The sequence below is a fragment of the Mesorhizobium sp. WSM1293 genome (genome assembly GCF_000513875.1).
Taxonomy (GTDB): Bacteria; Pseudomonadota; Alphaproteobacteria; order Rhizobiales; family Rhizobiaceae; genus Mesorhizobium; species Mesorhizobium ciceri.
Genome location: NZ_AZUV01000001.1, coordinates 119,225 through 145,861 on the forward strand (window position 1 = coordinate 119,225; position 26,637 = coordinate 145,861).

25 protein-coding genes are annotated in these 26,637 nt (G+C 63.4%); 12 read left to right on the top strand and 13 right to left on the bottom strand.

Going from position 1 to position 26,637, the window contains the following annotated elements; genetic code table 11:
* Nucleotides 1-2: 2 nt before the first annotated feature.
* The gene (locus M729_RS0100645; protein WP_027160446.1) at nucleotides 3-2,351 is read right to left on the bottom strand and encodes a xanthine dehydrogenase family protein molybdopterin-binding subunit; all 2,349 of its coding nucleotides are present in this window, start codon (nucleotides 2,349-2,351) and stop codon (nucleotides 3-5) included.
* Nucleotides 2,352-2,464: 113 nt separating this feature from the next.
* A complete protein-coding gene (locus M729_RS0100650; RefSeq protein WP_013531265.1) occupies nucleotides 2,465-2,962 on the bottom strand; it encodes a (2Fe-2S)-binding protein in 498 nt (165 codons plus the stop codon).
* A gap of 262 nt (nucleotides 2,963-3,224) precedes the next feature.
* Between M729_RS0100650 and M729_RS0100655 the strand changes: the two genes are divergently transcribed.
* Nucleotides 3,225-4,409 (top strand): FIST signal transduction protein, encoded by a 1,185-nt coding sequence (locus tag M729_RS0100655; protein WP_050580471.1) that lies wholly within the window; start codon nucleotides 3,225-3,227, stop codon nucleotides 4,407-4,409.
* A 14-nt stretch (nucleotides 4,410-4,423) separates the two neighbouring features.
* Nucleotides 4,424-5,764, top strand: coding sequence for a hybrid sensor histidine kinase/response regulator (locus M729_RS0100660; protein WP_013531263.1), 1,341 nt, complete (start codon nucleotides 4,424-4,426; stop codon nucleotides 5,762-5,764).
* Between the two features lie 35 nt (nucleotides 5,765-5,799).
* Here M729_RS0100660 and M729_RS0100665 read toward each other — a convergent pair whose 3' ends face one another.
* Nucleotides 5,800-6,483 carry a response regulator transcription factor gene (locus tag M729_RS0100665; protein WP_024503826.1) on the bottom strand — a complete coding sequence of 228 codons (684 nt, stop codon included), beginning with the start codon at nucleotides 6,481-6,483 and terminating at the stop codon, nucleotides 5,800-5,802.
* Between the two features lie 174 nt (nucleotides 6,484-6,657).
* On the opposite strand from M729_RS0100665, the gene M729_RS0100670 reads away from it, so the two are divergent.
* The 4 genes from M729_RS0100670 (at nucleotide 6,658) to M729_RS0100685 (ending at nucleotide 9,610) form a co-directional block, all read left to right on the top strand.
* Nucleotides 6,658-7,353 carry a fumarylacetoacetate hydrolase family protein gene (locus tag M729_RS0100670; protein WP_027160448.1) on the top strand — a complete coding sequence of 232 codons (696 nt, stop codon included), beginning with the start codon at nucleotides 6,658-6,660 and terminating at the stop codon, nucleotides 7,351-7,353.
* Between the two features lie 4 nt (nucleotides 7,354-7,357).
* Nucleotides 7,358-8,008: a maleylacetoacetate isomerase gene (gene maiA, locus M729_RS0100675; RefSeq protein ID WP_027160449.1), complete on the top strand. Its 651-nt coding sequence runs from the start codon at nucleotides 7,358-7,360 to the stop codon at nucleotides 8,006-8,008.
* On the top strand, nucleotides 7,998-8,477 hold the full coding sequence (locus M729_RS0100680) for a DUF4262 domain-containing protein (protein WP_027160450.1): 480 nt from the start codon (nucleotides 7,998-8,000) through the stop codon (nucleotides 8,475-8,477). Before maiA ends, M729_RS0100680 begins: the two co-directional genes overlap by 11 nt.
* Nucleotides 8,478-8,569: 92 nt before the next feature.
* Nucleotides 8,570-9,610 carry a zinc-dependent alcohol dehydrogenase family protein gene (locus M729_RS0100685; protein ID WP_027160451.1) on the top strand — a complete coding sequence of 347 codons (1,041 nt, stop codon included), beginning with the start codon at nucleotides 8,570-8,572 and terminating at the stop codon, nucleotides 9,608-9,610.
* A gap of 18 nt (nucleotides 9,611-9,628) precedes the next feature.
* Here the strand turns inward: M729_RS0100685 and M729_RS0100690 are convergent, their stop codons facing one another.
* Nucleotides 9,629-10,519, bottom strand: coding sequence for a DMT family transporter (locus M729_RS0100690; RefSeq protein ID WP_027160452.1), 891 nt, complete (start codon nucleotides 10,517-10,519; stop codon nucleotides 9,629-9,631).
* Between the two features lie 104 nt (nucleotides 10,520-10,623).
* Between M729_RS0100690 and M729_RS0100695 the strand changes: the two genes are divergently transcribed.
* Nucleotides 10,624-12,027 carry a PLP-dependent aminotransferase family protein gene (locus M729_RS0100695; protein WP_027160453.1) on the top strand — a complete coding sequence of 468 codons (1,404 nt, stop codon included), beginning with the start codon at nucleotides 10,624-10,626 and terminating at the stop codon, nucleotides 12,025-12,027.
* A 234-nt stretch (nucleotides 12,028-12,261) separates the two neighbouring features.
* Nucleotides 12,262-13,458: a CmlA/FloR family chloramphenicol efflux MFS transporter gene (gene cml, locus M729_RS0100705; protein WP_027160454.1), complete on the top strand. Its 1,197-nt coding sequence runs from the start codon at nucleotides 12,262-12,264 to the stop codon at nucleotides 13,456-13,458.
* 49 nt (nucleotides 13,459-13,507) lie between these two features.
* On the opposite strand, the gene M729_RS0100710 is transcribed toward cml, so the two are convergent.
* Nucleotides 13,508-14,401, bottom strand: a complete 894-nt coding sequence (locus tag M729_RS0100710) for a LysR family transcriptional regulator (protein ID WP_013531250.1) — start codon at nucleotides 14,399-14,401, stop codon at nucleotides 13,508-13,510.
* 128 nt (nucleotides 14,402-14,529) lie between these two features.
* Here M729_RS0100710 and M729_RS0100715 point away from each other — a divergent pair, with 128 nt between their 5' ends.
* Nucleotides 14,530-15,984 (top strand): MFS transporter, encoded by a 1,455-nt coding sequence (locus M729_RS0100715; RefSeq protein WP_013531249.1) that lies wholly within the window; start codon nucleotides 14,530-14,532, stop codon nucleotides 15,982-15,984.
* Between the two features lie 37 nt (nucleotides 15,985-16,021).
* On the opposite strand, the gene M729_RS0100720 is transcribed toward M729_RS0100715, so the two are convergent.
* The 3 genes from M729_RS0100720 to M729_RS0100730 all read right to left on the bottom strand — a co-directional run bounded on the left by M729_RS0100720 (nucleotide 16,022) and on the right by M729_RS0100730 (nucleotide 18,545).
* The gene (locus tag M729_RS0100720; protein ID WP_013531248.1) at nucleotides 16,022-16,519 is read right to left on the bottom strand and encodes a MaoC family dehydratase; all 498 of its coding nucleotides are present in this window, start codon (nucleotides 16,517-16,519) and stop codon (nucleotides 16,022-16,024) included.
* A 190-nt stretch (nucleotides 16,520-16,709) separates the two neighbouring features.
* The gene (locus tag M729_RS0100725; RefSeq protein WP_024503818.1) at nucleotides 16,710-17,138 is read right to left on the bottom strand and encodes a phasin family protein; all 429 of its coding nucleotides are present in this window, start codon (nucleotides 17,136-17,138) and stop codon (nucleotides 16,710-16,712) included.
* Nucleotides 17,139-17,249: 111 nt separating this feature from the next.
* Nucleotides 17,250-18,545 (bottom strand): DUF445 domain-containing protein, encoded by a 1,296-nt coding sequence (locus tag M729_RS0100730; protein WP_027160455.1) that lies wholly within the window; start codon nucleotides 18,543-18,545, stop codon nucleotides 17,250-17,252.
* Between the two features lie 276 nt (nucleotides 18,546-18,821).
* On the opposite strand from M729_RS0100730, the gene rirA reads away from it, so the two are divergent.
* Entirely contained in the window at nucleotides 18,822-19,286 is a 465-nt protein-coding gene (gene rirA, locus M729_RS0100735; RefSeq protein WP_013531245.1) for an iron-responsive transcriptional regulator RirA, read from the top strand.
* Between the two features lie 123 nt (nucleotides 19,287-19,409).
* Here rirA and M729_RS0100740 read toward each other — a convergent pair whose 3' ends face one another.
* From M729_RS0100740 to hemP, 5 genes are read right to left on the bottom strand one after another with little or no spacing between them, the layout of a single operon-like run.
* Nucleotides 19,410-20,201, bottom strand: a complete 792-nt coding sequence (locus M729_RS0100740; protein ID WP_027160456.1) for a heme ABC transporter ATP-binding protein — start codon at nucleotides 20,199-20,201, stop codon at nucleotides 19,410-19,412.
* 6 nt (nucleotides 20,202-20,207) lie between these two features.
* On the bottom strand, nucleotides 20,208-21,305 hold the full coding sequence (locus tag M729_RS0100745; RefSeq protein WP_027160457.1) for an iron ABC transporter permease: 1,098 nt from the start codon (nucleotides 21,303-21,305) through the stop codon (nucleotides 20,208-20,210).
* Nucleotides 21,306-21,316: 11 nt separating this feature from the next.
* Nucleotides 21,317-22,225 (bottom strand): hemin ABC transporter substrate-binding protein, encoded by a 909-nt coding sequence (locus M729_RS0100750; RefSeq protein WP_027160458.1) that lies wholly within the window; start codon nucleotides 22,223-22,225, stop codon nucleotides 21,317-21,319.
* 11 nt (nucleotides 22,226-22,236) lie between these two features.
* A complete protein-coding gene (locus M729_RS0100755; protein WP_027160459.1) occupies nucleotides 22,237-23,298 on the bottom strand; it encodes a hemin-degrading factor in 1,062 nt (353 codons plus the stop codon).
* A gap of 23 nt (nucleotides 23,299-23,321) precedes the next feature.
* Entirely contained in the window at nucleotides 23,322-23,528 is a 207-nt protein-coding gene (hemP, locus tag M729_RS0100760; protein ID WP_027160460.1) for a hemin uptake protein HemP, read from the bottom strand.
* A gap of 198 nt (nucleotides 23,529-23,726) precedes the next feature.
* Between hemP and M729_RS0100765 the strand changes: the two genes are divergently transcribed.
* Together M729_RS0100765 and M729_RS0100770 are read left to right on the top strand one after the other, a co-directional pair.
* Nucleotides 23,727-25,925, top strand: coding sequence for a TonB-dependent hemoglobin/transferrin/lactoferrin family receptor (locus tag M729_RS0100765; RefSeq protein ID WP_027160461.1), 2,199 nt, complete (start codon nucleotides 23,727-23,729; stop codon nucleotides 25,923-25,925).
* 5 nt (nucleotides 25,926-25,930) lie between these two features.
* Nucleotides 25,931-26,374, top strand: coding sequence for a hypothetical protein (locus M729_RS0100770; RefSeq protein ID WP_027160462.1), 444 nt, complete (start codon nucleotides 25,931-25,933; stop codon nucleotides 26,372-26,374).
* Nucleotides 26,375-26,637 lie beyond the last annotated feature (263 nt).

Consider the following 26,637-nt stretch of genomic DNA (forward strand, 5'->3'; position numbering starts at 1 on the left):
TTTCAGTGTTTCGTCGCGCGGATCGCGGCCCAGACGGTGGACGGCGAAGCCGGCATGGCAAGATCGTTGCTGCCGATGGCGTCGGTGAGGGCGTTGATCACCGCCGGCGGCGAGCCGATGGCGCCGGCCTCGCCGCAGCCCTTGATCCCCAACGGATTGCCCGGGCATGGCGTGTTCGAGGTCGAGACCTTGAACGACGGCAGATCGCCGGCGCGCGGCATGGTGTAGTCCATGTAGCTCGCGGTCAAAAGCTGGCCGCTATTGTCATAATGGGCGCCTTCGAGCAGCGCCTGGCCGATGCCTTGCGCCAGCCCGCCATGCACCTGGCCTTCGACGATCATCGGGTTGATGATGTTGCCGAAATCGTCGGCAGCGACGAACTGGACGATCTCGGTGACGCCGGTTTCCGGGTCGACCTCGACCTCGCAGATATAGCAGCCCGCCGGGAAGGTGAAATTCGACGGATCGTAGAACGCCGTCTCCTTCAGCCCGGGCTCCATGCCGCCCGGCAGGTTGTGGGCAGTGTAGGCGGCCAGCGCCATCTGGAACCACGGCACGTTCTTGTCGGTGCCGGCGACCTTCAGCGCGCCATTCTCGATGACGATATCGCCTTCGTCGGCTTCGAGCAGGTGTGCCGCGATCTTCTTGGCCTTGGCCTCGACCTTGTCGAGGGCCTTGACGATGGCCGACATGCCGACTGCACCCGAGCGCGAGCCATAGGTGCCCATGCCCATCTGCACCTTGTCGGTGTCGCCATGCACGATCGAGACCGAATCGAGCGGCACGCCGAAGCGCTCGTTGACCAGTTGCGCGAAGGTCGTCTCATGGCCCTGGCCGTGGCTGTGCGAGCCAGTCAGCACCTCGATCGTGCCGACCGCGTTGACGCGCACTTCCGCCGATTCCCAAAGGCCGACACCGGCGCCGAGCGAGCCGACGGCAGCAGACGGGGCGATGCCGCAGGCTTCGATGTAGCAGCTCATGCCAATGCCGCGCAGCAGCCCCTTCTTGGCGGCGGCGGCCTTGCGCTTGGCAAAGCCGGCATAATCCGACGCCTTCATTGCCGCATCGAGCGAAGCGGCATAGTCGCCGGCGTCATAGCACATGATGACCGGCGTCTGATGCGGAAACGCTGTGACGAAGTTCTTGCGCCGCAGCTCGGCCGGCGAGACGCCGAACTGGCGGGCCGCCGTCTCCATCATGCGCTCCATGACGAAGGTCGCTTCCGGCCGCCCTGCCCCGCGATACGCATCGACGGGCGCGGTGTTGGTATAGATCGCCTTCACATTGGCGTGGATGGCCGGGATATTGTACTGGCCCGACAGCAGCGTCGCATAGAGGTAGGTAGGCGTCGCCGACGAAAACAGCGACATATAGGCGCCAAGATTGGCCTGGGTTTCGACCTTCAGGCCGAGGATCCTGTGGTCCTTGTCGAAGGCCATTTCAGCATGGGTGTGATGGTCGCGGCCATGCGCGTCGGTCAGAAAACTCTCGGTCCGGTCAGCCACCCATTTGACCGGCACCCCGGTCTTCTTCGACGCCCACAGGCAGACGATCTCTTCGGGATAGATGTAGATCTTCGAGCCGAAACCGCCGCCGACATCGGGCGCGATCACGCGCAGCTTGTTTTCCGGCGCGACATTGTAGAAGGCGCTCATCACCAGCCGCGCCACATGCGGGTTCTGCGAGGTCGTCCAGCAGGTGTAGTGATCCTCGGCCTTGTCGTAATGGCCAAGTGCGGCGCGCGGCTCCATGGCGTTAGGCACCAGCCGATTGTTGATGATGTCCATCTTGACGACATGGGCTGCCTTCCCGAAGGCCGCATCCGTGTCGTCGGCATTGCCGATGTCCCAGTCGAAGATCAGATTGTTGTCCGCTTCGGGGTGGATCTGCGGCGCACCCTTGTCCATCGCCTTGGAGGCGTCAACGACGGCCTTCAACTCCTTGTAGGTGATCTCGACCGCCTCGGCGGCGTCACGCGCTTGCCCCTTGGTCTCGGCGACGACAATGACGACGGCGTCACCGACATAACGGACCCGGTCGAAGGCGAGTGGCGACCATGCCCCCATCTTCATCGGCGAGCCGTCCTTGGAGTGGATCATCCAGCCGCAGATGAGATTGCCGATGCCATCGGCCTTGAGTTCCTTGCCGGTCAGCACGCCGATGACGCCGGGCATGCCTTGGGCCTTCTTCACATCGATCTTCTTGATCTGCGCATGCGCGTGCGGACTGCGCACGAAGGCGGCGTGCTTCATGCCGGGAACCACCATGTCGTCGACATAGCGGCCGGCGCCCGTGATGAATCGTTTGTCTTCCTTGCGCGCGACCCGAGCGCCAACACCTTCAATGCCCATCAGAAATTCCTCCCGAGATTGTAGGGGAGTAGGTGAGTAGGGCAGTACGGCAGTAGGGAAAAATTGGCTCCGATTCCCTACTGCCCTACTGCCTTATTGCCCTACTGCCTCGTTCAAGCCGCTTGTTTCGCCTTACCCTTCGACCCCTTCATCGTCGTCGATGCGGCGAGGATCGCCTTGACGATGTTGTGGTAGCCGGTGCAGCGGCAGATGTTGCCGTCGAGCTCGGCACGCACCGTCGCCTCGTCGAGCCCTTCGGGGTGGCGGCCGATCATGTCGGTCGCCGTCATGATCATGCCCGGCGTGCAGAAGCCGCACTGCAGCCCGTGATGTTCCTTGAAGGCGGCCTGCACCGGATGCAGGTCGGCGCCATTTGCCAGGCCCTCGATCGTCAACACGGTCGAGCCGGAGGCCTGCACCGCGAGCATCGTACAGGATTTGACCGCCTTGCCGTCGACGTGGACGACGCAGGCACCGCATTGCGAGGTGTCGCAACCGACATGCGTGCCGGTAAGGCCGAGATTTTCCCGCAGGAAGTGAACCAGAAGTGTTCGGTCCTCGGCAGCACCGCTGACCCGCTTTCCGTTCACCATCAACGAAACGTCCGACATGGTCCCTCCCTGGGTATCAACCTTGGTCATCACGTTGCCAACGCGGCGTTGGCGCATCGGCCATGCGTTATTGGTACACCGCACATCGGACAAAAAACAGCACGTCGCAAACGCGGCACATTGTACTTTCGGTCATGGCCGCCCCAAACATGCGGTGCCGGTGGCCCCATTGCCAAACCGCCGATTGAAGGCAACAATGTCGGTCGACGCCCGCGCGCCAGAAGCATTTAAAACAGCCGCGCACAAAAAAGCGTCGGAGGAAATGCGGAGAACATCGCTGGCCAATTCACAGACGCGCTATGCATGCGGCCTGTCGGCGCTCACCACGGACGAGCCCGACATGGAGGCGTTCGCCAAGGCGATCGCACTGGAAGCAGCCGCCATCGACGCGGGCTTTGCCCTGCTGTTCTTTTCCCAGAGCCTGGTCGAAGCCAGCGCCCTTTCCCAGGCGCTCATGACCCACGCGCCGGCGCTCCACCACGCCGGCTGCTCGACTGCCGGCGAGATCACGCCGCAAGGTCTCGAGGATGGTCATGTGCTGGCCATGCTGCTTCCGTCCCCCGCGTTTACCGCCGTCAGCGTGATGGTCGAAAATCTGTCCTCGTCGGGTATGGACAGGATCACCGGCGAGGTCGAGACCCTGCGGCGATCGCTGCGCGCGCGCCTCGGTTGCGATCGGACCAAAGGCACTTTCGCGCTCTGCTTCATCGACGGGCTCTCCTATGCCGAAGAAGCGGTGAGTTCAGCCATCCACTGGGGTCTCGATGACATTCCGCTGCTTGGCGGCTCCGCCGGCGACGATCTGAAATTCGAGACGACGCGCCTGATCTCGAACGGCAAGGTCACCTCCGACAGCGCCATCATCGTGCTGATATCGACCGAAATTCCCTTCCATGTCTTCAAGACCGACAATTTCGTTCCCACCGATGAGAAACTGGTGGTGACGGCTTCCGATCCAGATCACCGCATCGTGCGCGAGTTCAACGCCACCAATGCGGCGCAGGAATATGCCGCGTCCGTCGGTATCGTCGCGCAGATGCTGACGCCACTGAGCTTCGCCTCGCATCCCGTGGTGGTGAAGGTGGGCGGACAATATTATTGCCGGTCGATCCAGAAGATGCATGCCGACGGCTCGCTGTCGTTCTTCTGCGCCATAGACGATGGCGTCGTGCTGTCGATCGCTCAGCCCAAGGACATGGTCGAATCGACGCGCGCCGCCCTGCGCGACGTCGAGGAGAGGCTTGGCGGTATCGACATGATCCTCGGCTTCGACTGCGTGCTGCGCCGGCTGGACGCACGCAATCGGCAGGTGTTTCGCGAAATCTCGGAACTCTACCGGGTCAACAATGTCATCGGTTTCGGCACCTATGGCGAACAGTACCGGTCGATGCATCTGAACCAGACTTTCACCGGCATCGCCTTCGGCGAGCGCCAGGCGGCGGAATAGGACGGCGCAACAAGATGCCGCTGAGGGACATAAACGATCTTGAAAAGCTGAAGAAGATCAACGCGGCACTGGTCAGCCGCGTCGAGCGCTCGATGGACCAGCAAGGCAACGCCTTTTCGCTGTTCCAGACCACGATCTCGCTGGAAAACCGGGTGCGTACACGTACCGAGGAACTTCACTCGACCTTGCGGCGGCTGGAGCAGTCGAACATTGACCTCAGTGCCGCCAAGGAAAACGCCGAACTGGCGAACCTGTCAAAAACCCGTTTCCTCGCCGCTGCCAGTCACGACGTGCTGCAGCCGCTGAATGCCGCCCACCTTTCGGTTTCGGCGCTCGCCGAAGTTCAGACCAGCGACGAGGGCAAGAAACTGGTGCGGCAGGTCGAGCGCTCGCTGGAGACGATGGAGGACCTGCTGCGAACCCTGCTCGACATCTCCAAGCTCGATGCCGGCGTGGTGCAGCCCGACATAAGCGACGTCAGCCTGGAGGCGCTGTTCTCGTCGCTCCGCTCGGATTTCCTGCCAGTGGCGGAGATGAAAGGCCTGTCGCTGAAATTCCGGCCGGTCCATGCCGTGGTCCGCTCCGACCGCACGCTGCTGCGCCGTATCCTGCAGAACATTCTCTCCAACGCGCTGGGCTATACACGCTCGGGCGGCGTGCTTGTCGGCACCAGGCATCGCGGCGACACCATCCGCATCGACGTCGCCGACACGGGCTGCGGCATTCCCGACGACCAGCGCGAGGCGGTGTTCGAGGAGTTCCACCGCGGCACCTCGCCGGCCAATGCCGAACTGGACGGTGGCGGTCTCGGGCTCGGGCTCGCCATCGTGCGCCGCATGGCCAGCGCGCTCGGTCATCCCGTGACATTCTCGTCGAAGGTCGGACGCGGCACGATCTTCCACATCGATGTACCCGTCGGCATCGGTGCGCCAGCCGATGCCATCGCCAGCGTTGCCGACATGGAACGGCCGCGCGGCTATGGCCTGTTCGGCACCAAGGTGCTGCTGGTCGAGAACGATATCGAAGTGCTGCAGGCCATGACCTTCCTCCTCGAACGCTGGCAATGCCTGGTGCGGGCCGCGACCTCGACCGACGATGCGCTCGACATGCTTGGCGACACCGACTGGGTGCCCGACATCGTCATTGCCGACCAGCATCTCGACGGCGGCGATCTCGGCACCACGACCATCGCCGAAGTCCGCGACTATCTCGGCCGCGCCGTGCCGGCGCTGATCGTCACCGCCGACAGTTCGGAAGCGGTCGCCAAAGCCGCCCGCTCCGGCGGCATCGAACTGATGCGCAAGCCACTGAAGCCGGCCCAACTAAGGGCGCTGCTGGCGCATTTGCTGGCTTAGCTTCATACCCTCCCCTTGAACGGCAGGGTAAAAGCTCAAAACCCAGCCTGATCGCGAAACAACTCCGCATTGTCCAGCTTCGACACCTCGATCACCGCTTGCGTGCGGCTGTACACATTGAGCTTGCGCAGGATTTCCGACACATGCGCTTTCACCGTGGTCTCTCCCACCTGCAGCTCGTAGGCGATCTGCTTGTTGAGCAGGCCCTGGCGCAGCATCTGCAGCACGCGCAGTTGCTGCGGCGTCAGCGTCGACAGGCGCTGCACCATGTCGGCGCGGTCGGCGCTGTCGGCGTCCGGCGGCCGGCCTTCATAGGTCTCCGGCACATAGATCGCGCCTTCCATCACCGAGCGGATGGCTGCGGCGAGGTCGCTCTTGCGCGCCGATTTCGGGATGAAGCCGGCAGCGCCATAGGACAGCGCTTCGGAAATGATCTTCGGCTCCTCGTAACCAGAGACGATCACCACGGGCAGGCGCGGATAGCGGGTCCGGAGTTGCAGCAGGCCGTCAAAACCGTGCACGTCGGGCATCGAGAGGTCGAGAAGCGCGAGGTCGAACGGCTTGGCATCGGCCAGAAGATCGAGCGCCTCGGTGATCGAGCGCGCCTCCACCGTGTCGACTTCCGGATAGGCCATCTGCACGGCGCTGTGCAGCGCCTCACGAAACAGCGGATGGTCGTCGATGATCAGGAACCGGGCGCGATCGTGGGTTGCGGTCATGGGGTTCATTTCAGTTCGTGAGCAATTAGAATAACCTCTCCACCATGGCCAGATTATTGCCAAATAGTATATCGCCATCTCCGACGGAAAGTGCCGCCGGCACTTTCTCGACCAGATCGCCTTGTCCAGGCCCTAAATCGATCGAATGCTCCGGCAACCAAGCAGAGACCCTTGATGACAGAATTCGTCCTTCCCCTGCCCGCAACCGCATCGGTGGCCGTTGCCGGCTCGTCCGATCGTTTTGCGGTGCGCCGTATCTACTGCGTCGGCCGCAACTACGCGGCGCATGCCCGCGAATTCGGCAATGACGAGCGTGATCCGCCCTTCTTCTTCACCAAGCCGGCCGACGCGGTGGTCGATTCCGGCACCGCTATCCCCTACCCGCCGCTGACGGCCAATCTGCACCACGAGATCGAACTGGTGGCCGCGATCGGCAAAGCCGGCTTCCGCATTGCCCGCGACAAGGCGCTGGACCATGTCTGGGGCTATGGTGTCGGCATCGACCTCACCCGCCGCGACCTGCAGGACGAGGCCAAGAAGGCCGCCCGGCCCTGGGACTGGTCGAAGGCCTTCGACCGCTCCGCCCCTTGCAGCCCGTTGGTGCAAGCGCACGAATCCGGCCACCCACAGAAGGGCCGCATCTGGCTCGCCGTCAACGGCAAGGTCAGGCAGGATGCCGACCTCGCCGAACTGATCTGGCCGATACCGGATATCGTGTCGATCTGCAGCGAGGCGATGGAGCTCGAGCCCGGCGACCTGATCTTCACCGGTACGCCGGCAGGCGTCGGCGCGGTTGGCCCCGGCGACACGATGACCGGCGGCGTCGACGGCATCGGGACCATCGAAGTGACCATCGGCCAGCCGAAGTGAGGCCATGAGCGAACTCGTCCTGCACAACTACTACCGCTCCTCCACCTCGTATCGGGTGCGGATCGCGCTGGAGATGAAGGGGCTGAGCTACGACTACGTCCCGCATCATTTGCGCCATGGCGAGCACCTCGAACCAGCCTATCTCGCGGTCAATCCGCAAGGGCTGGTGCCGGCGCTGGTGCTCGGCGACGGCACGCTGCTGACGCAATCGCTGGCGATCATCGAATTCCTCGACGAGACCAGCCCGGAACCACCGCTGTTGCCAGGGGATGCGGCCGGTCGGGCACGGGTCAGAATGCTGGCGCAGATGATCGCCTGCGACATCCACCCGGTGAACAATCTGCGCGTGCTGACCTCGCTGCGCACGCTGTTCGGCGCCGGCGACGAGGACGTCGTCAACTGGTTCCGCCACTGGGTGAACGAGGGCTTTCAGCCGCTTGAAAAGATCCTGGCCTTGTCGGCGGAGACCGGAACATTCTGCCATGGCGACGCGCCGGGTCTGGCTGACATCTGCCTCGCCGCACAGATTGCCAGCAATGCCCGCTTTGGCGTCGATCTGACGCCCTACCCGACGATCGCGCGCATCAACGCCGCCTGCATGGCGCTGCCGGCCTTCCAGAAAGCGGCGCCCCAGAACCAGATCGATGCCGAATAGAGAAGCCACCGATCCAGAGGAAGTAAAGGCGCTTGCCGACATCGAGGCCTATGGCTGCCATATCCTGTACGTGCTGGAGGAAGGCGACCTGGCGCCCTTCGCCTATTCAGTCGGTATCGAGCACAATTTCGGGGCTCCAGAATTGGTCGTGATAGGTCTGAGGCCTGAAATCTCGCAGTCCATCATCAACGAGTATTGCAGACGGGTCCACTCAGGCGAGGTTTTCGAACCAGGACAGCGAACGTCCGGCTTCGTCAAAGACTTCGACTGCCAGTTCGACGCTGTTCATATCGAGCACTACCCCGAGCATTTCGGCTGGGATCTCTGGTTCTACGACGGCCCGGATTTCCGTGTCGTGCAGCTGATTTTTCCGACGACTGAAGGCATCTGGCCATGGGACGCCGAGGCCGACGACTGGTTCCGAGCCTGGCAGCCGCTGCTCGACACGGCTCCCGCGTCCCAGGCCTGATCGACGGCATCAATTTCGGACTCGCCGCGCCCAGGAATCGGCTATCTTCGCGCTTCGATGCGCGTGGTCCGTGAAATTATTTGGAGTTATCGATGAAAGCCGTCGTCTTCGAGAAATTCGGCGAAGCGCCGAGGATCCAGACCGTTCCTGATCCGAAGCCGGCAGCCGATGGCGTCGTCATCAAGGTCGAGGCGACCGGTCTGTGCCGCAGCGACTGGCATGGCTGGATGGGTCATGACGATGGCATCACGCTGCCGCACGTGCCGGGCCACGAACTTGCCGGCATCGTCGTCGCCGCGGGCAAGCAGGTCACGCGCTGGAAGGCCGGCGAGCGCGTCACAGTGCCGTTCGCCGTCGGCTGCGGCCGCTGCTTCGAGTGTAATTCGGGCAATCACCAGGTCTGCGAGCACCAGACACAGCCTGGCTTCACCGGCTGGGGCTCGTTTGCCGAATATGTCGCCATCGAACATGCCGACACCAATCTTGTGCGCCTGCCCGACGAGATGGAATTCGCCACCGCCGCCAGCCTCGGCTGCCGCTTCGTCACTTCGTTTCGAGCCATTGTCGACCAGGGCCGGGTGAAGCCGGGCGAATGGGTCGCGGTGCATGGCTGCGGCGGCGTCGGCCTGTCGGCGATTATGATTGCCAGCGCCATGGGCGCCAATGTCATCGCCATCGATCTCACCGACGAGAAACTGGATTTCGCCAAAAAGATCGGCGCCGTCGCCACCATCAATGCATCTACGACGCCGAACGTGGTCAAGGCGGTCAAGCAGATCACCAATGGCGGCGCGCATATGTCGATGGACGCGCTCGGCCACCCCACCACCTCGTTCAATTCGATATCCAATCTGCGCCGGCGCGGCCGCCATGTGCAGGTCGGCCTGATGCTGGGCGAGCATGCCCGGCCGCAGGTGCCGATGGACAAGGTGATCGCCTTCGAGCTCGAAATCCTCGGCAGCCACGGCATGCAGGCCTACCGCTACCAGGCGATGATGGACATGATCCGCAACGGCAAGCTGAAGCCCGAACTGCTGGTCGGCAAGAGGATCAGCCTCGACGAGGCGCCTGCGGCCCTGATGGCGATGGGCGGCTTCGAGGGCATTGGTATTGGGGTGGTGACGAAGTTTTAGGCGAGGACGGCACCGTCGTCAGGCAATCGCGCGTCGTGGCAATTCCTGCTTCGCGAATCGCTTGGCGCCTACGACGCAAAGCACGACGCCAAGCGTAACGACCACCATCAGCGGGCTGACCTGCTCGTGCAGCAGCGTCGCTGCCAGTGCCAGCCCGAAAAATGGCTGCAGCAGCTGCAACTGTCCAACCGCGGCGATGCCGCCTTGCGCCAGCCCGCGATACCAGAACACGAAGCCGATCAGCATGCTGAACAACGAGACATAGGCAAGCCCCATCCACGCACTGACGCCGACGCCGTCGAACGACGGCGGCATGGTCATCAGCGTCAGCACCAGCATGACCGGGAGCGACAGCACCAGCGCCCAGCAGATCACTTGCCAGCCGCCGAGCCTGCGCGACAGCGCGGCGCCCTCGGCATAGCCGAGGCCGCAAGCGATGATGGCAGCCAGCATCAGACCGTCGCCGACCGGCGAGGCAGTCACGCCCTGCGTCAGCGCAAAGCCCGCGACCAGCGCACTGCCTATGCATGAAAACAACCAGAACGCCGGGCGCGGCCGATCGCCGCCGCGCAGCACGCCGAATATCGCAGTGGCCAGCGGCAGCAGGCCGACGAAGATAATGGAATGGGCCGTGGTGACGTGCTTCAGCGCCAGCGCGGTCAGCAAGGGAAAGCCGACAACCACGCCAAGTGCCACGATCACCAGCGACAGCAGATCGCCGCGCTCCGGGCGTTTCTGCCGAAACAGGAGCAGCAGCGCAAGGCCAAGCAGTCCGGCAATCGCCGCCCGGGCCGAGGTCAGGAATGTCGGATCGAATTCCCTGACCGCCACGCGCGTTGCCGGCAGCGAGCCGCTGAAGATCAACACGCCGATGAATCCATTCATCCAGCCACTCGCGGTCTTGTCCATCGTATGCTCCGTTTGTCGGCTCCGTATCGCGCGGAGCCGGTAGTATCGCCAGAGACAATGCGGTACAATTATGCAAAACTGTCATGGTCAGCAGAGCAGTACGGATGGACAAGCAGACTACAGGAACCGAGAGCGGCGGTACGCTGGTCGAAGGCGTCATGGCGACGATCCGCCAGCGGATCGCGGCGCGCAGCCTGACGCCGGGAGGGCAATTGCCGTCGATCCGCGCCTTTGCCAAATCCATGCGAGTGTCCAAATCCACCGTGGTCGAAGCCTATGAGCGGCTCGCCGCCGAAGGCGCGATCCGCTCGCGGCCGGGATCCGGCTTCTATGCCGCCGGATCGCTGGCGCCGCTGTCGCTGGCCGAAATCGGCCCCCGCCTCGACCGCGCCGTCGATCCGCTCTGGATCTCGCGCCAGTCCCTGGAGGCCGGCGATGACATGCTGAAGCCCGGCTGCGGCTGGCTGCCCGCTTCATGGATGCCACAGGCAGGGCTGCGCCGGGCACTGCGCACGGTGGCGCGTGCCGACGATGTCGCACTGGCCGATTACGGCACGCCGCTCGGCCTGCCACCGCTGCGGCAATTGCTGGCGCGGCGCATGGCCGGGCATGGCATCGAGGCCTCGCCCGAGCAGATCATGCTGACGGAATCAGGCACGCAGGCCATCGACCTCCTGTGCCGGTTCCTGATCGAGCCCGGCGACACCGTGCTGGTCGACGACCCCTGCTACTTCAACTTCCACGCCCTGTTGCGCGCTCACCGGGCTAAGGTCGTCAGCGTTCCCTACACGCCGTCGGGGCCGGATATCGATCTGTTCGCGCAGGCGTTGGCCGAGCATCGGCCACGCCTCTACATCACCAATTCCGGCATCCACAATCCGACCGGCGCGGTGCTGTCGCCAGTCACCGCGCACCGGCTGCTGAAACTCGCCGATCAATCGCAATTGACCATTGTCGAGGACGACATCTTCGCCGATTTCGAACATGCGCCCGCCCCCAGGCTGGCGGCGTTCGATGGTCTCAACCGCGTTGTCCATATCGGCAGCTTCTCCAAGACGCTGTCGGCATCGGTTCGCTGCGGCTTCATCGCCGCACCGCGCGACTGGATCGAGCCCCTGACCGACCTCAAGATCGCCACGACCTTCGGCGGTGGCCGGCTCGCGGCCGAACTGGTGCTGACGTTGCTGAAGGACGGCAGCTACCGCAAGCACATGGATTTGCTGCGCGCGAAGCTTGCGCGCGCCATGGGCGAGACGGCCGCCCACCTGAAAGCGATCGCCATCACGCCGTGGATCGACCAGCCGGCTGGCCTCTTCCTGTGGTGCAGCCTGCCGGACGGCGTCGATGCGGCCGAAGTCGCCCGCCGCTCTCTGGCCGACAACATCGTGCTGGCGCCCGGCAACGCATTCAGCCTGTCCGGAACGGCTGGCCGTTTCCTGCGCTTCAACGTTGCCCAATGCGCGGACGAGCGGATTTTCAGGGTGCTCGAGGCGGCGATGGCGCGTTGACGCGCATCAAGCTGATCCTGTTGCCTGGGCAACCTTCGGCTGCTAGGGAAACGCGAGCGCACTCGAGAGAATGTCTGCGCCGTCATTTTCCGGGATAGCGTTTATGGGAACCAGCAAGTCAGCAGACAAGTAGGCCGCAACAGCACTTCGTTGTTGCGGCGGCCCGTCATTTCCCATCTTCAGTGAGAACGGCAGATCGCCGCCAAATGTAGCCATTTGAGCGGATGTTCAATCATGCCTCTTCCAAAAAACCCGACATGGACCACTTCCCTGCCAGCAGCCATGGTGCTGATGGCGCCCTTCGACATCCTGGCCTCGCTGGCCATGGACATCTACCTCCCGATTGTCCCGGCGATGCCGGGAATCCTCGAGACATCGCCTGATGTCATCCAGCTGACGCTGAGCCTCTACATGATCTGTCTTGGGCTCGGCCAAGTCGTCTTCGGCCCGATTTCCGACAGGATCGGCAGGCGCCCGGTGCTGATCGGTGGCGCGCTTTTGTTTTCAGGCGCTTCCTTTCTGCTCGCCAGCACCTCGCAGGCCGCTGTCTTCGTCGTCCTGCGCGTCGTGCAGGCCATTGGTGCGTCCGCCATTCTCGTTGCAACCTTCGCAACGGTTCGCGACGTCTATGCGCAAAGACCCGAAAGTGCCGTCATTTACGGCCTGTTCAGCTCGATGTTGGCTTTCGTGCCGGCGTTGGGGCCGGTTGCCGGTGCGTTGATTGCCGACAATTTCGGCTGGCGGGCGATCTTCCTGACGCTCGGAGTCCTGGCCACGGCAGCTACCCTCAACGCATGGCCGAAATGGCACGAAACCCGCCCCTCGAATGGCGATACCAGGCGAATGGCGCTTCGACCCATTCTCTCCAGTCTTGCCTTCTGGACCTACACGCTTGCATTCAGTGCCGCCATGGGCGCCTTCTTCGTGTTCTTTTCGACTGCGCCACGGGTGCTCATGGATCGCGCCGGCTTTTCACAGTTCGGCTTCAGTCTAGCCTTCGCCACCGCGGCGCTGGTGATGATCGTCACCACCCGCTTCGCCAGAAGGTTCATTGCAAGCTGGGGCATCGCCGGCGGTGCCATCAGAGGCATGGCGATGCTGCTGTTCGGCGCGGCGCTATTGGCAGTGGGGCAACTGTTCGCACAGCCGTCCTTCGCGACATTTATCTTGCCGATGTGGGTCGTTGCCGTGGGTATCGTCTTCATTGTCTCAGTCACCGCAAACGGTGCACTCGAGGCGTTTGGCGATGTCGCGGGAACCGCAGTCGCACTCTACTTCTGCATCCAGAGCCTTGTCGTCGGCATCTTCGGCACGTTGTTCGTCGTCCTGCTCGGCGGAGACACGGCGTGGCCGCTGGTCGCCTACTGTTCGGTCATGGCGACGCTCACACTAAGCGCACTGAGGCATTTGCAGAAACGCCAAACCGAATAGACTGGACAGATGAGAAGCCTGGGCGGTTGGCGCAGGCTTCTCATCGTTGTCAGCGCGACGCCGCACACACCTCCCGCACACAGTCGCGCAACCAGCGTTGCGCCGGATCGGCATCGAGGCGCGGATGCCAGAGCATGGAGATAGTGACTTCCGCGGTGGCAACCGGCAGGGGAAAACTGCGCATGCCGGCGCGTGCGCCCTCGGTATGCCGCTCCGGAACGCTGGCGATCAGGTCTGATGTGCGGGCCATGGCAAGGGCTGCCGAGAAACCGGAAACCATGCACACGACGGTCCGCCGCAGCCCGAGCCGGTTCAAAGCCTCGTCGATCGGGCCTTTCTCGCGGCCACGCCGTGAAACGCTGATGTGTCGGCCTGCGGCATAGCGCTCAGGCGTCACTGCGCCCTCGGTCAAGGGATGGCCCGTTCGCACGGCGCCGATGAAGCGGTCGCGAAGCAACGCCTGGATGCGCACCTCCGGGCCGGTCTCGCCAGCGACGCCTATGTCCAGGTCGATCGCCGCGTCGCGCAGCGACATGACGTCCCGGTCGGACTTCGGTGCAAAGCGCAGCCGCACGCCGGGCGCATCGGCCTGGATACGGGCAACGAGACGAGGTGCGAACTCTTCGACGAAGCTCTCATTGGTGCGCAGCGTGAAGACCCTGTCCAGGTTCGGGAGATCGAGCAAGGTGGCAGGGCGCAGGATCGCCTCCGCATCCTGGACGACACGGCCTACCTGCTGTCGCAGTTCTTCCGCACGCGGCGTCGCCACAAGGCCTCGACCGGCGCGAACCAGCAGCGGATCGCCCGTCGCCTGGCGCAGTCGCGCCAGCGTGCGGCTCATCGCCGAAGGGCTGAGGCGTAGGCGGCTGGCGGCGCGCGCCACGCTGCCTTCGGTCAGCAGGACGTCGAGAGCGAACAGTAAGTTGAGATCGGGTGATGTCATCGGCAGATCATGACATGATATGGCGCCAAACGCACGAATAAGATGCAAATGCTGCGCCTTCCGCCACATTCGCCAAGGAACTAGATCTCCAGCAGTTCCGGTTGTGGGACTGATGGAAGGAGATCGCCGTGGCAATCGCTGAGCAAAATCCGGACGCGCTGACATCGGCGCCACCACGGATGCAATCCGCCGGCTGGGCGTTGGCAAGCCTGTCGCTCGCCACACTGCTGTCGTCGCTGGGAACCAGCATTGCCAGCGTCGGGCTGCCGTCGCTGATGCAGAATTTCGGCGCGACGTTCCAGGCCGTGCAATGGGTTGTTCTGGCCTATCTCCTCGCCATCACCACACTGATCGTCAGCGCCGGCCGGCTGGCCGACATGTTCGGGCGCCGACCGTTGCTGCTTGGGGGCATCGCGCTGTTCACGTCCGCATCGGTGCTCTGCGGCCTGGCGCCGACACTCTGGCTGCTGATTGCCGCACGCGCCGTGCAGGGACTTGGCGCAGCGCTGATGATGGCGCTGACGCTGGCCTTCGTCGCCGAAACCGTGACCAAAGACAGAATCGGCGGCGCCATGGGCCTGCTCGGCGCCTTGTCCGCGATCGGCACGACACTTGGCCCCTCGCTCGGCGGCCTTTTGATCACCGGCTTCGGCTGGCGGGCAATCTTCCTCGTCAATGTCCCGCTGGGAGTGCTCACCTTCGTTCTTGCCTGGCGTGCCCTGCCGGCACGCAATAAAACCGCGCGGCTCGACCGAGGCACGTTCGATGTCGTGGGCACCGCCCTGCTGGCCCTGACGTTGGCCGCCTATGCGCTGGCGATGACGCTGGGCAGAGGCAATTTCGGCACGCTCAACATCGGCCTGCTGATCGCCGCCGGCACCGGCGTTTTTCTTTTCGCCGCCGCGCAGGCGAGAGTGAAAAACCCCTTGATCCGGCTTGCCAGCTTCCGCGATCTTCAGCTGAGTGCCAGTCTCGCCATGAGCCTCGTCGTCGCCACGGTGATGATGGCGACGCTGGTGGTGGCTCCGTTCTACCTGTCGCGCGGGCTCGGGCTGGATGCTGCAATGGTGGGTGCGGTGCTGTCGACCGGCCCGCTCGTCTCGACCTTGTCGGCGTTGGTGGCCGGACGCCTGACCGACCGCTTCGGCGCTCATAGGATGATGGTCGCAGGCCTGCTCAGCCTCACGACAGGCACGTTCCTGCTGTCGCTCGCCGTGACCAGATTCGGCATTGCCGGCTATGTCGTTGCGATCACCGTCACCTGCATCGGCTACGCGCTGTTCCAGACGTCGAACAATGCAGCCGTCATGACCGGCGTTGACGCGGGTCAGCGCGGCGTCGTCTCCGGTCTGCTCAACCTTTCGCGCAATCTCGGGCTCATCACCGGCGCCTCGTTGATGGGCGCCATATTCGCCGTCGCATCGGCCGAAGGGCACGAAGGCATTGGTCTTCTGAGTTCCGAGGCCGCCGCCCGGGGAATGCAGGTCACCTTTCAGACGGCGACGGTGCTGGCGCTGGCTGCGCTGTTCCTCGCACTGCTCTCGGCCCGCGCCACAGGCCGCGCAGAATCCAGGGCTTCGTGACGCGCACACCGCTCAGAGAGTAGAATTCCAAACAGGCTCAGGCACCTGCCCGCTTGCGGCGTTCATAGAGCATGACCAGCGTTTCCGCCGTCAAGGCAGGCTTTTCCTCGCCTTCGATCTCGACCGTGTTGGCCGCCTTCATCAGATACTGGCCCGGGCCCCTGTCCTCCATGGACAGCAGCGTGATGCGCAGTCTGATGCGGGCGCCGACCCTGACCGGCGCCAGGAAGCGTACTTTGTCGAAGCCATAATTGAAGGCGGCCTGCGTATTCTCGGGCACGATGCCCATGCCGAGCGCCAGCGCGCCGATGATCGACAGCGTCAGATAGCCATGCGCGATCGTCGTGCGGAACGGGCTTTGCCGCCGCGCCCTTTCAGGGTCGACATGAATCCATTGATGGTCGCCGGTGCATTCAGCGAACTGATCGATGCGGTTCTGGTCGACCGTCGTCCACTCCGACACGCCGAGTTCCAGCCCGGCCATCGTCCTCAACTGCTCGTAGGTAGGCGGCGTTTTAGGCCGTATTTCGTTCATTCCTGGTTTCCCGATCGGTTCCAGAGCCTCCGGACCACGAACTGACGGCCTCTGTCAATTCGCTCTACGCGAATCCGTTCCGTCGATCTCGGCCGCAATCGTGCCACGCCGCCGGCGCAGTCGCAGGCCAACTCGGGCTTTCCGGGCTTCAGGGCGGCCGGCAGCCATGAACCGGTCCCGGCCACATCCGCTACTTCTTCTCGTAGCCGGCGCGGATTTCCTCCATCGCCTCCTTGATGCGGGTGCGCAGGATGTCGACCGATTCGGCACCGGATTTCTTGACCAGTTCAGCCACTTCGCCGGCATTTTTCAACGCGGCCTCGAAGGACTTTCTGGCAAACTCCGTCTGTTTGGCCATCAGTTCCTGCGGATTGCCCGGCGCCCTGTAGCTTTGCGCCATATCGGTGACCTCGCGCAGCGTATCCTGCAGCATCTCGCGCTGCCGGGACAACAGCGAGGTGGCGCCGGCGGCACCGGCTCGTGCCGATTTCTCCAGCGCTTCGAGGTTCTTGCGATGATGGGCAAGGATCGCCTCGACATCGACATTCGGCACCTTCAGGTCGCGGCCGAACCTGCCGAACATGTCCATGAAGGAATCGGATTCCGGTTGTTTTGCCATGCTTGTTTGCTCCCCTTTGCCGCGGATGCGGGCACCCTCGGATGGAGAATAACACTCGCGTGCCGTGAGTCCATTCGGACGCGGAGGAATGAGCGCCAGTCTGGCCGCGCATCAATTCACGAGGAACAGCCGCTCGGCCACATAGAGCCCGACACCGGCGAGGCCGCCGATGATCATGCCGTTGAAGCGGATGTACTGCAGGTCCCGGCCGATGTTCATCTCGATCAGCCGCGTCAGTTGCGCGAGATCCCAGCGTTTGACCTGGTCGGCGATGAATGTCGACACGCCGGCCTTCTGGCTCTCCACGAACGACGCCAGCGCCACCACGAACCCCTGGTTCATGTCGGCCCGGATCTGCGCATCGCCGGCAAGATGCCGGCCGACCTCGACGAACATATTGGCGAGGTGCGCACGGATGACCGAATTCGGCGCCTTGGCATCCTGCTCGATGAACTGGCTGAGGCTTGCCCACATGTCGCCGGCCAATCCCTTGACCTCCGGCCGGCCCAGGAAGTCGCGCTTCAGCTTTTCGGCCCGTTTGGCGTATTGTTTCGATGTCCTCAGCTTATCGATGAAGCCTTGGGCGAAGCCGTCGAATTCGGCGCGCAGCGGGTGGTCGGGATCGGCCCTCACTTCGTCGAGCAGCGAGCCCGCCGAGGCGACGATCTTCTTCAGAAGATAGGCGTCGGCGCGGAACAGGTTGAACAGCGACGGCAGTTCCTCGCGGATTTTTTCGCGCATCGTTGCCAGCGCTTTTTCGTCATTGAGGAACCGCCCGATCACCTTGGTGAATTCGTCGAACAATTTCTGATGGCGGCGATCATCGGTAAGCGCCGAGAGCAGTTCGGTGGCCAGCGGCGCCAGCGGCACCTTTTCGATCTGTTCGAGCATGCGGCTGGTGACGAAGCCGCGCAGGCCGGATTGCTCTATCGCCGCAAGCGTCTGCGGCACCAGCCGCACGATGAAGCGCGACAGGCCGGCGGCGCGCTCCGTATCGGCCAGCCAATCGGCGACGAGTGCCGAGAAATCGACCTCGGCAAGCTTTTCACGCACCGGTTCGGGCGCCAGAAAGTTGACCTCGATGAAGCGGCCGAGATTGTCGGCGATGCGGTTCTGGTTCTCGGGGATAATGGCGGTGTGCGGGATCGGCAGCCCCAGCGGCCTTCGAAACAGCGCCACCACCGCGTACCAGTCGGCGAGGCCGCCGATGGTCGCCGCCTCGGCAAAGGCAGCGACGAAGCCGAGCCACGCATGGATGTGCTCGAACGATTTGGCGAGCGCAAACACCAGTACGCAAAGCGCCAGCGCGGCCGCCGCGAGGAATTTCGTCCGCCGCAACGCGGAAAGCTTGGCATCCGCTTCGGCATCGAAACGGACCGGCGTCAAGGGCGAAGCCGATTGTGACATGGGTGAGCCGCTCCTCGTCGATCTCAGCCTATCTAGTGTTCCGACGGCCGAAATACCCGCGACAGCCGGTTTCGCCCGGCATCTTGCCCGGCTGCGCACACAAAGTTGAGGAGAAAATTCATCTATCGCGCCAAGCTAGTCTGGAATTATTCCAAGGTATAGGCCATATTCCGCCTGGGCCAATGTGGCGAATCCGGAATTTCGGGTCAAAGCCGCATCAGCAAAATTTCCAGATCTGGCGTGGGTTGCACCGCCCCAGTGCCTTGTGAGGACAATATGCGGCTTACGCGCCAGACCAACTATGCCATGCGCATCTTGATGTATTGCGCGGCAAATGACGACCGATTGAGCCGTATTCCCGAGATCGCGGCCGCCTATTCTGTATCGGAGCTTTTCCTGTTCAAGATCCTGCAGCCGCTGGTCGAGCACGGCCTCGTCCAGACCGTGCGTGGCAGGAATGGCGGCGTCAAGCTTGGCCGGGCGGCCGAAGCCATCAGCCTGTTCGATGTCGTGCGCGTGACGGAAGAGAGCTTCGCCATGGCCGAATGCTTCGAGAACGATGCCGCCGAATGCCCGCTCGTCGACAGCTGCGCGCTGAACTCGGCGCTGCGCGAGGCCCTGAATGCGTTTTTCGCAGTGCTCGCCCGCTATACGATCGCCGATCTGGTAGCGGCGCGGCCGAATGTGCGCAACCTGCTCGGCATCGACATGCTGATGGAGCGCCGCGCCCCGGCTGCCTAGCGTATTTCTCCCCGTTCTACGAAGAGAAATGCCCGGCAGGGCAATGAGGGGCGGCGCCGACTTCGACAATTGGCGGGGGAAGCGCAGGAAACCGCCAGTCGCAGGCCCGGCCTCACCTGAATATCAATAGACCGCCGACTGGGGCAGCACGAACGGCATATTGCCCGCCGGCAGCACGCCGACCCTGAGCCGGCAGTCGAACACTTTCTCGATCAGATCATCGCTCAGCACGTCCCGCGGCGATCCGGCGGCGGCCAGCCGGCCGCGATGCATGACGAAGATCCGCTCCGCATACATGGCCGTCAGATTGAGGTCATGCAGGATGGCGACCACGCCACCGCCCCTTCTGGCGAAGTCGCGGGCAATGTTCATGATGATCAGCTGGTGCTTGATGTCGAGGCTGGACACTGGCTCGTCGAGGAACAGAAAGCGCGGCTTGCCGTCGAGCACCGGCGCCCAGACCTGGCACAGCACGCGCGCCAACTGAACGCGCTGTTGCTCCCCGCCGGAAAGCTCCTGGTAGAAACGGCCGGCAAAGCCGTCGAGATCGACACGCGCCAGCGCCCGTTCCGGCAGCCGCGCATCCTCGCCCGGCAAGGCGCCCGAACGGCCGCCGACAAGACCAAGCTTGACCACTTCCCGCACGGTGAACGGGAACGACAGCGTCGTCGCCTGCGGCAGCACCGCGCGATGGACGGCTGCCTCGGCCGGCTTCATCGTCGAGAGATCTCGGCCGTTGAGGGCAACGCGGCCGGTATAGGCGAGCTCGCCGGAGAGCGCTTTGAGGAAGGTCGTCTTGCCCGAACCATTGGGGCCGACGATGGCGGCGATCTCGCCGGGCCGCGCGTAGAAATCGACACCACTGACGATAGGCTTGCCGGCGATATCAACCGAAACATCCTTTGCCTCGATCATCAAGCCTCACAAATCAACCACGCCGCGCTTGCGCAGCAGGATCCAAAGGAAGAACGGCGCGCCCGCTACCGCGGTGACGATGCCTATCGGCAGTTCGGCCGGCGCAACGATGGTGCGTGCGACCGCATCGGCCAGAAGCAGCAGCGAGGCGCCGAGCAGCGCCGACGCCGGCAGCAGATAGCGATTGTCCGGACCAATCAGCAGGCGCAGCAGATGCGGCACCACGATGCCGACGAAGCCGATGCCGCCGCTGACGGCGACGGATGCGCCGACCGCGGCGGAGACGCCGACGATGGCCGTGTATTTCAGCCGCTGCACCGGAATGCCGAGATGACCGGCGGTCGCCTCGCCAAGCGCCAGCGCGTTGAGGCCGCGTGCCAGGAACGGCATCGCCGCCAGCGCCAGGACGATGATCGGCCCTACCGACGCGATCTTCGCCCAGGTCGCACCACCGAGCGATCCGAGTTGCCAGAAGGTCAGGTCGCGCAACTGGCGATCGTCGGCCATGAAGATAAGGATGCCGGTCAGCGCCATGGCGAGCGCCGCCAGCGCGATGCCGGCGAGCAGCATTGTGGCAACCGAGGTTTGCCCCCGCCGCGTCGCGACCTGATAGAGCATCAGCGTGGTGGCGAGCCCGCCACAGAAGGCCGCCAGCGGCAGGGCAAGCGTGCCGAGCAAGACTGTCACCGGAGCCAATATCGTCGCGCCGAGCACGATGACGGCAACCGCGCCGAGGCTGGAGCCGGCCGAGACGCCGATCAGGCCGGGGTCCGCCAGCGGATTGCGGAACAGCCCCTGCATGACCGCGCCGGAGACGGCGAGCGCCGCGCCGACCAGCATGCCGAGGATGACGCGCGGCAGGCGGATGTCATAGACGATCAGGCTGTCGCGGGCGCTCAACGCGGCGTCGTCAGGCACTGCGCCGAACAGCTGGCCCCCGATGACGTTGGCGACCGATGCGTCCGAAGCCCCCGATGTCAGCGACAGAAAAACGGCAGCCGCGAGCCCCAGGCACAGCAGAAGGATGACGATGCGGGCGCGGCCCGACCGGTCGCCTTCGGATACGCTTGCCATCACCGGGCCGGCGATCGATTGATCGACCATGATCTGCCTGCTCAGTCCGTGACCTGCCCGCCATAAAGCGAGACAGCGAGGTCGTGGATGGCATCAGCCGTGCGCGGCCCGAAGCCGAGCAGATAGGCGCCGTCGATGCGGATCAGCTTGTGCGCCGTTCCGGCCGGCGTGGAGGCGATCGACGGATTGCCGAACAGTTCGTCGTCCGAAACCGGAGGCCCGGCATTGCTCATCATCAGGATCACGTCCGGCCTGGCGGTTATGATCGCCTCGTCGGACATCTGCTTGTAGCCGGAAAAGCCCTCGACCGCGTTGACGCCGCCGGCCAGCTTGACCATGCCGTCGGCGGCGGTCTCGCTGCCGGCCGCCAGAATCTTGCCACCCTGTATCGACAGCACGAACAGGATGCGCTTGCGCTCCTTGATCGAAGCCGTCTGCTTCTCGGCGGCCGTGAGCTTGGCATCGAGCTCCTTGGCCAGCACCTCGGCCTTGGCGTCGACGCCGAGCGCCTTGCCGACGATGCGGACCTTCTCGAGAATGCCTTCGTGGCTGTAGTGCTCGGGCACCTCGATGAACGGCACGCTCGTCTTCTTCAAGACATCGACCGCTTCCTTGGGGCCGCTGCCATGCAGCGCCAGGATGCCGGTCGGGTCGACCGACAGCACACCCTCCGGCGACAGCGCGCGCATATAGCCGACATCGGGCAGCTCAAGCGCCGCCTTTGGGAACCGGCTGGTGGAATCGCGTGCCACCAGATGCTTTTCCTGGCCGAGAGCATAGACGATCTCGGTGATCGAGCCGCCAATGGCCACGATCTTTGAAGGATCGGCAAACACCGCCGTGCCTTCCGCGGCGCTGGCGGGTTGCAGTGCGATAACAGCCATGGAGAGACCGATCACCGGCCCCAAAATAGATCCGCGCACAGCCGACAATTTTGGGAAAACACTCATAGCATTTTTTCTCAGGCTGCGGTCGGGCTTGGGATGCGCGGCAGGTTTTCCGCCAGGAAGCGCCAGTCGTCTCGCTCGCTTTCGCCTTCATGACGCTTGCCGAAGAACTGGATGATCATCTTGCCGTCGGCGTCATAGACCTCGAGCGAGGTGACATGACCGTCCTTGGTCGGCTTCCGCACGGCCCAGACCTCGTGGATGTGGTCGGTGCGCAGATGCAGGTGGAAGGTTTCGTCCAGCACGTTGATCCATGGTCCCATCGGCTTGATCGACTTGATCGGACCGGAATGGATCTGGATGCAGCCGCGGTTTCCCACAAAGCACATGATCGGCATCTCGCCCTCCGCGGCATGATGAAACATGGCCCGGACCGCCTCATTGTCGAGCTGCCAGGCATAGTCCTGCCCAACCAGGCGCACCGCCTGCCGGCGGCTTAGTTTCAGCGTCTTCAGCATACCAAAGAACTGGTGCACGTCGGTCAGCCGGCTCCAGCGGTCACGCAGATCGTCGAGATTGGCGGCCGCTTCGTCGCCACGGATCTCGTCATCGGGGAGTGGCCCCGAGATGTCGACCGTCGGTTCCTGGTTGGACGATTCGAGCGCGGCGACCAGCTTCTGATAGGCATAGAGGCTGGAGGCCGGCCGTAGATGCACCTTGTGCACGGCCTCGCCTGCCGCATCGAAGAACTGGAGGCTGCGGCGGATTTCGTCGCCGTCGCGCTTCTCGACGGCAAAGCCGTGTGCCCAGACCTTCGGGAAGATGCGCAAGTCGATGTTTTCGCCAAGCACCATGGCATTGTGGGTGCCGGTGACGACCTTGTCATAGACGCCGATCTTCTCGTGCACCGCGCTTTCATTGCGGGTCAGCGCCATGACCTCGCCGACGGCCTCGAGGCCGGTCAGAAGATCGTTGACGCGCGGCTCGATGCGGACGACGCCGTCGCCGCAATGCGCCGCGACCAGTTCGGCTTCCGAAATGCCCAGATGGGCAGCCAGATCACGCTCGCGCGTCTTCGGATTGTCTGTCCGTGCCCGCCGGATTTCATGCGGGGCGGGTTTTACGCGCTGATCCATGTCTCGGTCCCTGTTGCCTTGTCTTACTTGTTGAGAATGAGCTTGCCCTGTCGGGTGATCTTCAGCCGGTAGAGTGCACCGTGATGCTCGATGCCTATCTCGTGCTCGCCCTGGAACAGGGTGTTGCTGGAAAGGGTTCGTACCGCCAGCGGAACCCGGTCGAAATGGGGGGAGGCATCGTCGGGACGGCGGACGCGATAGGGAAAATCGTTGGGATTGTGGGTGTTCATCTGGATGGATCCCTTTCCTGTGCCGGGCGTCTGGCTAGGCGTTGCGTAATCCGATTCATTTCTTGACTTGGATAATCATGTTTACTAGTCAGTGCAATACCGGATTAAATGAGTCAACATTTAAGACGTCGGCGACGATCAAAAATGCCAGCCAGCCCCGGGCCAGCCAGCATGAAACCTGGACTTTGGAGTTGGGGCATGGGGTTTGTGACTTGGGAATGGCGCGGCCGGTCGGCGGCGAACGGCGCGGCGGCATTGCTGGCAAGTGTGGCGGCGATTGCCTTATCGGCGCAACTGGCCAACGCCCAGCAGGCGGCGCAGCCGACAGATCAAACGAAGAAGGCTGAAGAGGAAAAGGCAGCACCAGCGGGAGCAACGCTGCTCGACAAGATCCTCGTCATCAGCCGCACCGGCGAGACGGCGATCGAATCGCTGGCATCGGCCAGCCATGTCGGCCAGGAACAGCTCGACCGCCGCATGGCGACGACGCCCAATGAGATGCTGCTCGGCGTGCCCGGTGTCGCGGCGCAGGCCGACGCCAGGCGCGTCAGCACCAGCATCAACATCCGCGGCCTGCAGGATTTCGGTCGCGTCGCAGTCATCGTCGACGGCGCACGACAGAATTTCCAGCGCTCCGACCACGGCACGCAGTCGACCTTCTACATCGACCCCGAACTCGTCAAATCCGTGGATGTTATCCGTGGTCCTGTAGCCAACACCTACGGCTCGGGCGCCATCGGCGGCGTCGTCTTCTTCGACACCAAGGATGCCGAGGATTTCCTCAAGCCTGACGAGACATGGGCCGGTTCCGTCACGGGACGCTATGAGAGCAACGGCAAGGGCTGGACCACAAGTGCATCCGGCGCCTACCGCATTAACGAGAATTGGGACGTGCTGGGCAACATCGTCTACCGCGACTATGACGACTATAAGGATGGCGGCGGCGACACCGTCAAGGGCACCGGCTTCGACGTGCTCAGCGGACTGCTCAAGACCAGCATACGCCCGACCGACAACAGCGAACTGAAGCTCGGCTGGGTCGGCTCAAGCGATGGCTGGAACGAGATCAGCGGCGGTGCGCCGGTCAATGACGTCGACCTGAAGTCGAACACCTTCACGGCGCGCTACAACATCACGGATGAGGACAAGAGCTGGCTCGATCTCCACATCAACACCTCCTACAACAAGACCAACCTCGATCTGACCAGCCTTGTCCCGCAAAACCGCTTTGATCCGGTCACCGGCCTTCCCGTTGTCTTGCCGGCGGGATCGCAGTCGACATTCGACGTCGGCACCACCGGCATCGACATCTGGAACACGTCCCGGTTCGAGACGAGTGGGATCGCGCACGAGCTGACCTATGGCGGCGACTGGGTCGGCGATAACGTCGAGACCGGCGGCGCGGCTGGTGGCGACAGTTTCTACACGCCTTCGGGCAAGCGCAACGTTTCGGGCGCCTATGTCCAGGACAAGCTCACCTGGGAGTGGCTCGAAGTCATCGCCGGGCTGCGTTACGACAACTACAGTCTCAAAGATGACACCCACGACATTTCCGGCGACAGGGTATCGCCGCGCATCACCGTCGGCGTCTCCCCGTTCGAATCCGCAGGCCTTGCCGGCCTTCAGTTTTATGGCACCTATGCCGAGGGCTATCGCTCGCCATCGATCACCGAGACGCTGATCAGCGGCAATCATCCGGCAGGCGTCAGCTTTCCGTTCCTGCCCAATCCCAATCTGCGGCCGGAGACTGGAAAGACCGTCGAATTCGGCGTCAACTACAAGCAGAACGACATCTTCGAAGCCGGCGATGCGCTGCGCATCAAGGCAGCGTATTTCAACAATGATGTCGAAGATTACATCGATGGCGTTACCCTGTCGCGGTTTGACCCGACAGCCGGTTGCCCGAGCGGACCCGGTATCCCGATATGCTTCCAGTACCAGAATTTTGCCAAGGCCAAGATCGACGGCTTCGAACTGGAGGGCGTCTATGATGCCGGATGGGGCTATGCCGGGCTCTCGGCTTCAATCACCAATGGTCACACCATTTCCTACAAGGGTGTGGAAGCGGATCTCGCCACGATCCCATCATCCCAGGTCACTGCGCAGCTCGGCTTGCGCTTCCTCGAGGACAAGCTGACCGTCGGCGGCGAAGTGCAATATAATGGCAAGCCCAAGGGCAATCCGATCGCCGAGGACTACACGCTGGTCAATGCCTTTGCCAGCTACCAGGCGACGGACAATTTGAAGATTGATTTCCGCGCCGACAATCTGTTCGATGTCAAATACGCCAACCCGCTTAACCTGACCACGGCCGGCCAGCCGCCGCAGCCGGTTTTCGCGGCCTACGAGCCCGGCATAACGCTGAAGCTGGCGGCAACGATGCGGTTTGGAGGCTGATTGCCATGACGAGCTTGACGACACCCCTTCGTCTGCTGACCTCGATGCTGGCGATGTCGCTTGCGATGGTTCCGGCGTGGGCACAAGAGTCCGCGCCGGCCCCCGCGCTCACCCTGGAACTCAATGGTGCGCAACCTTCCGACAAGGGTTGCCGCCTGACGTTCGTGGTCAACAACAATCTCGGCGCCGACCTGTCCAAGGCTGCGTTCGAGATCGCCTTGTTCAACGAGGCCGGCGTTGTCGACCGGCTGACCGTGCTCGACTTCAAGGAACTGCCGGCGGGCAAAACCAAGGTGACGCGTTTCGATCTGGCCGGCACCGAGTGCTCGAAAGTCAGCCGCGTGCTGATCAACAGCGCGACCGAATGCACCGGTACCGGCGTCGAACCGAACGCCTGCATGCGAAAGCTGAAGACAGACACCAAGACCGGTATCGCCTTCGGCGTCTGAGGTGGGACTGCATCCCGCATTCCTGCAAAACAAAGCGGCGTGGCCAGCTGCCGGCCACTGCCGACTGCCGCTGCGAGCGAACGATCTTGATTTGACAATTCTGCTCTTGTCGCTGCAGGTCTCGCGGCGAGACATGCAGGATATCAGCCCCCTCCCCGAAGCCGGCGCCGAGCTGGCGATAGAGCCAACCGAGCCGCTCGCGCTGCCGCGGCCGTCGACCTGGAACCGCAAATGGACGGCGGCGATCGTCGTCTCCTGCGCGC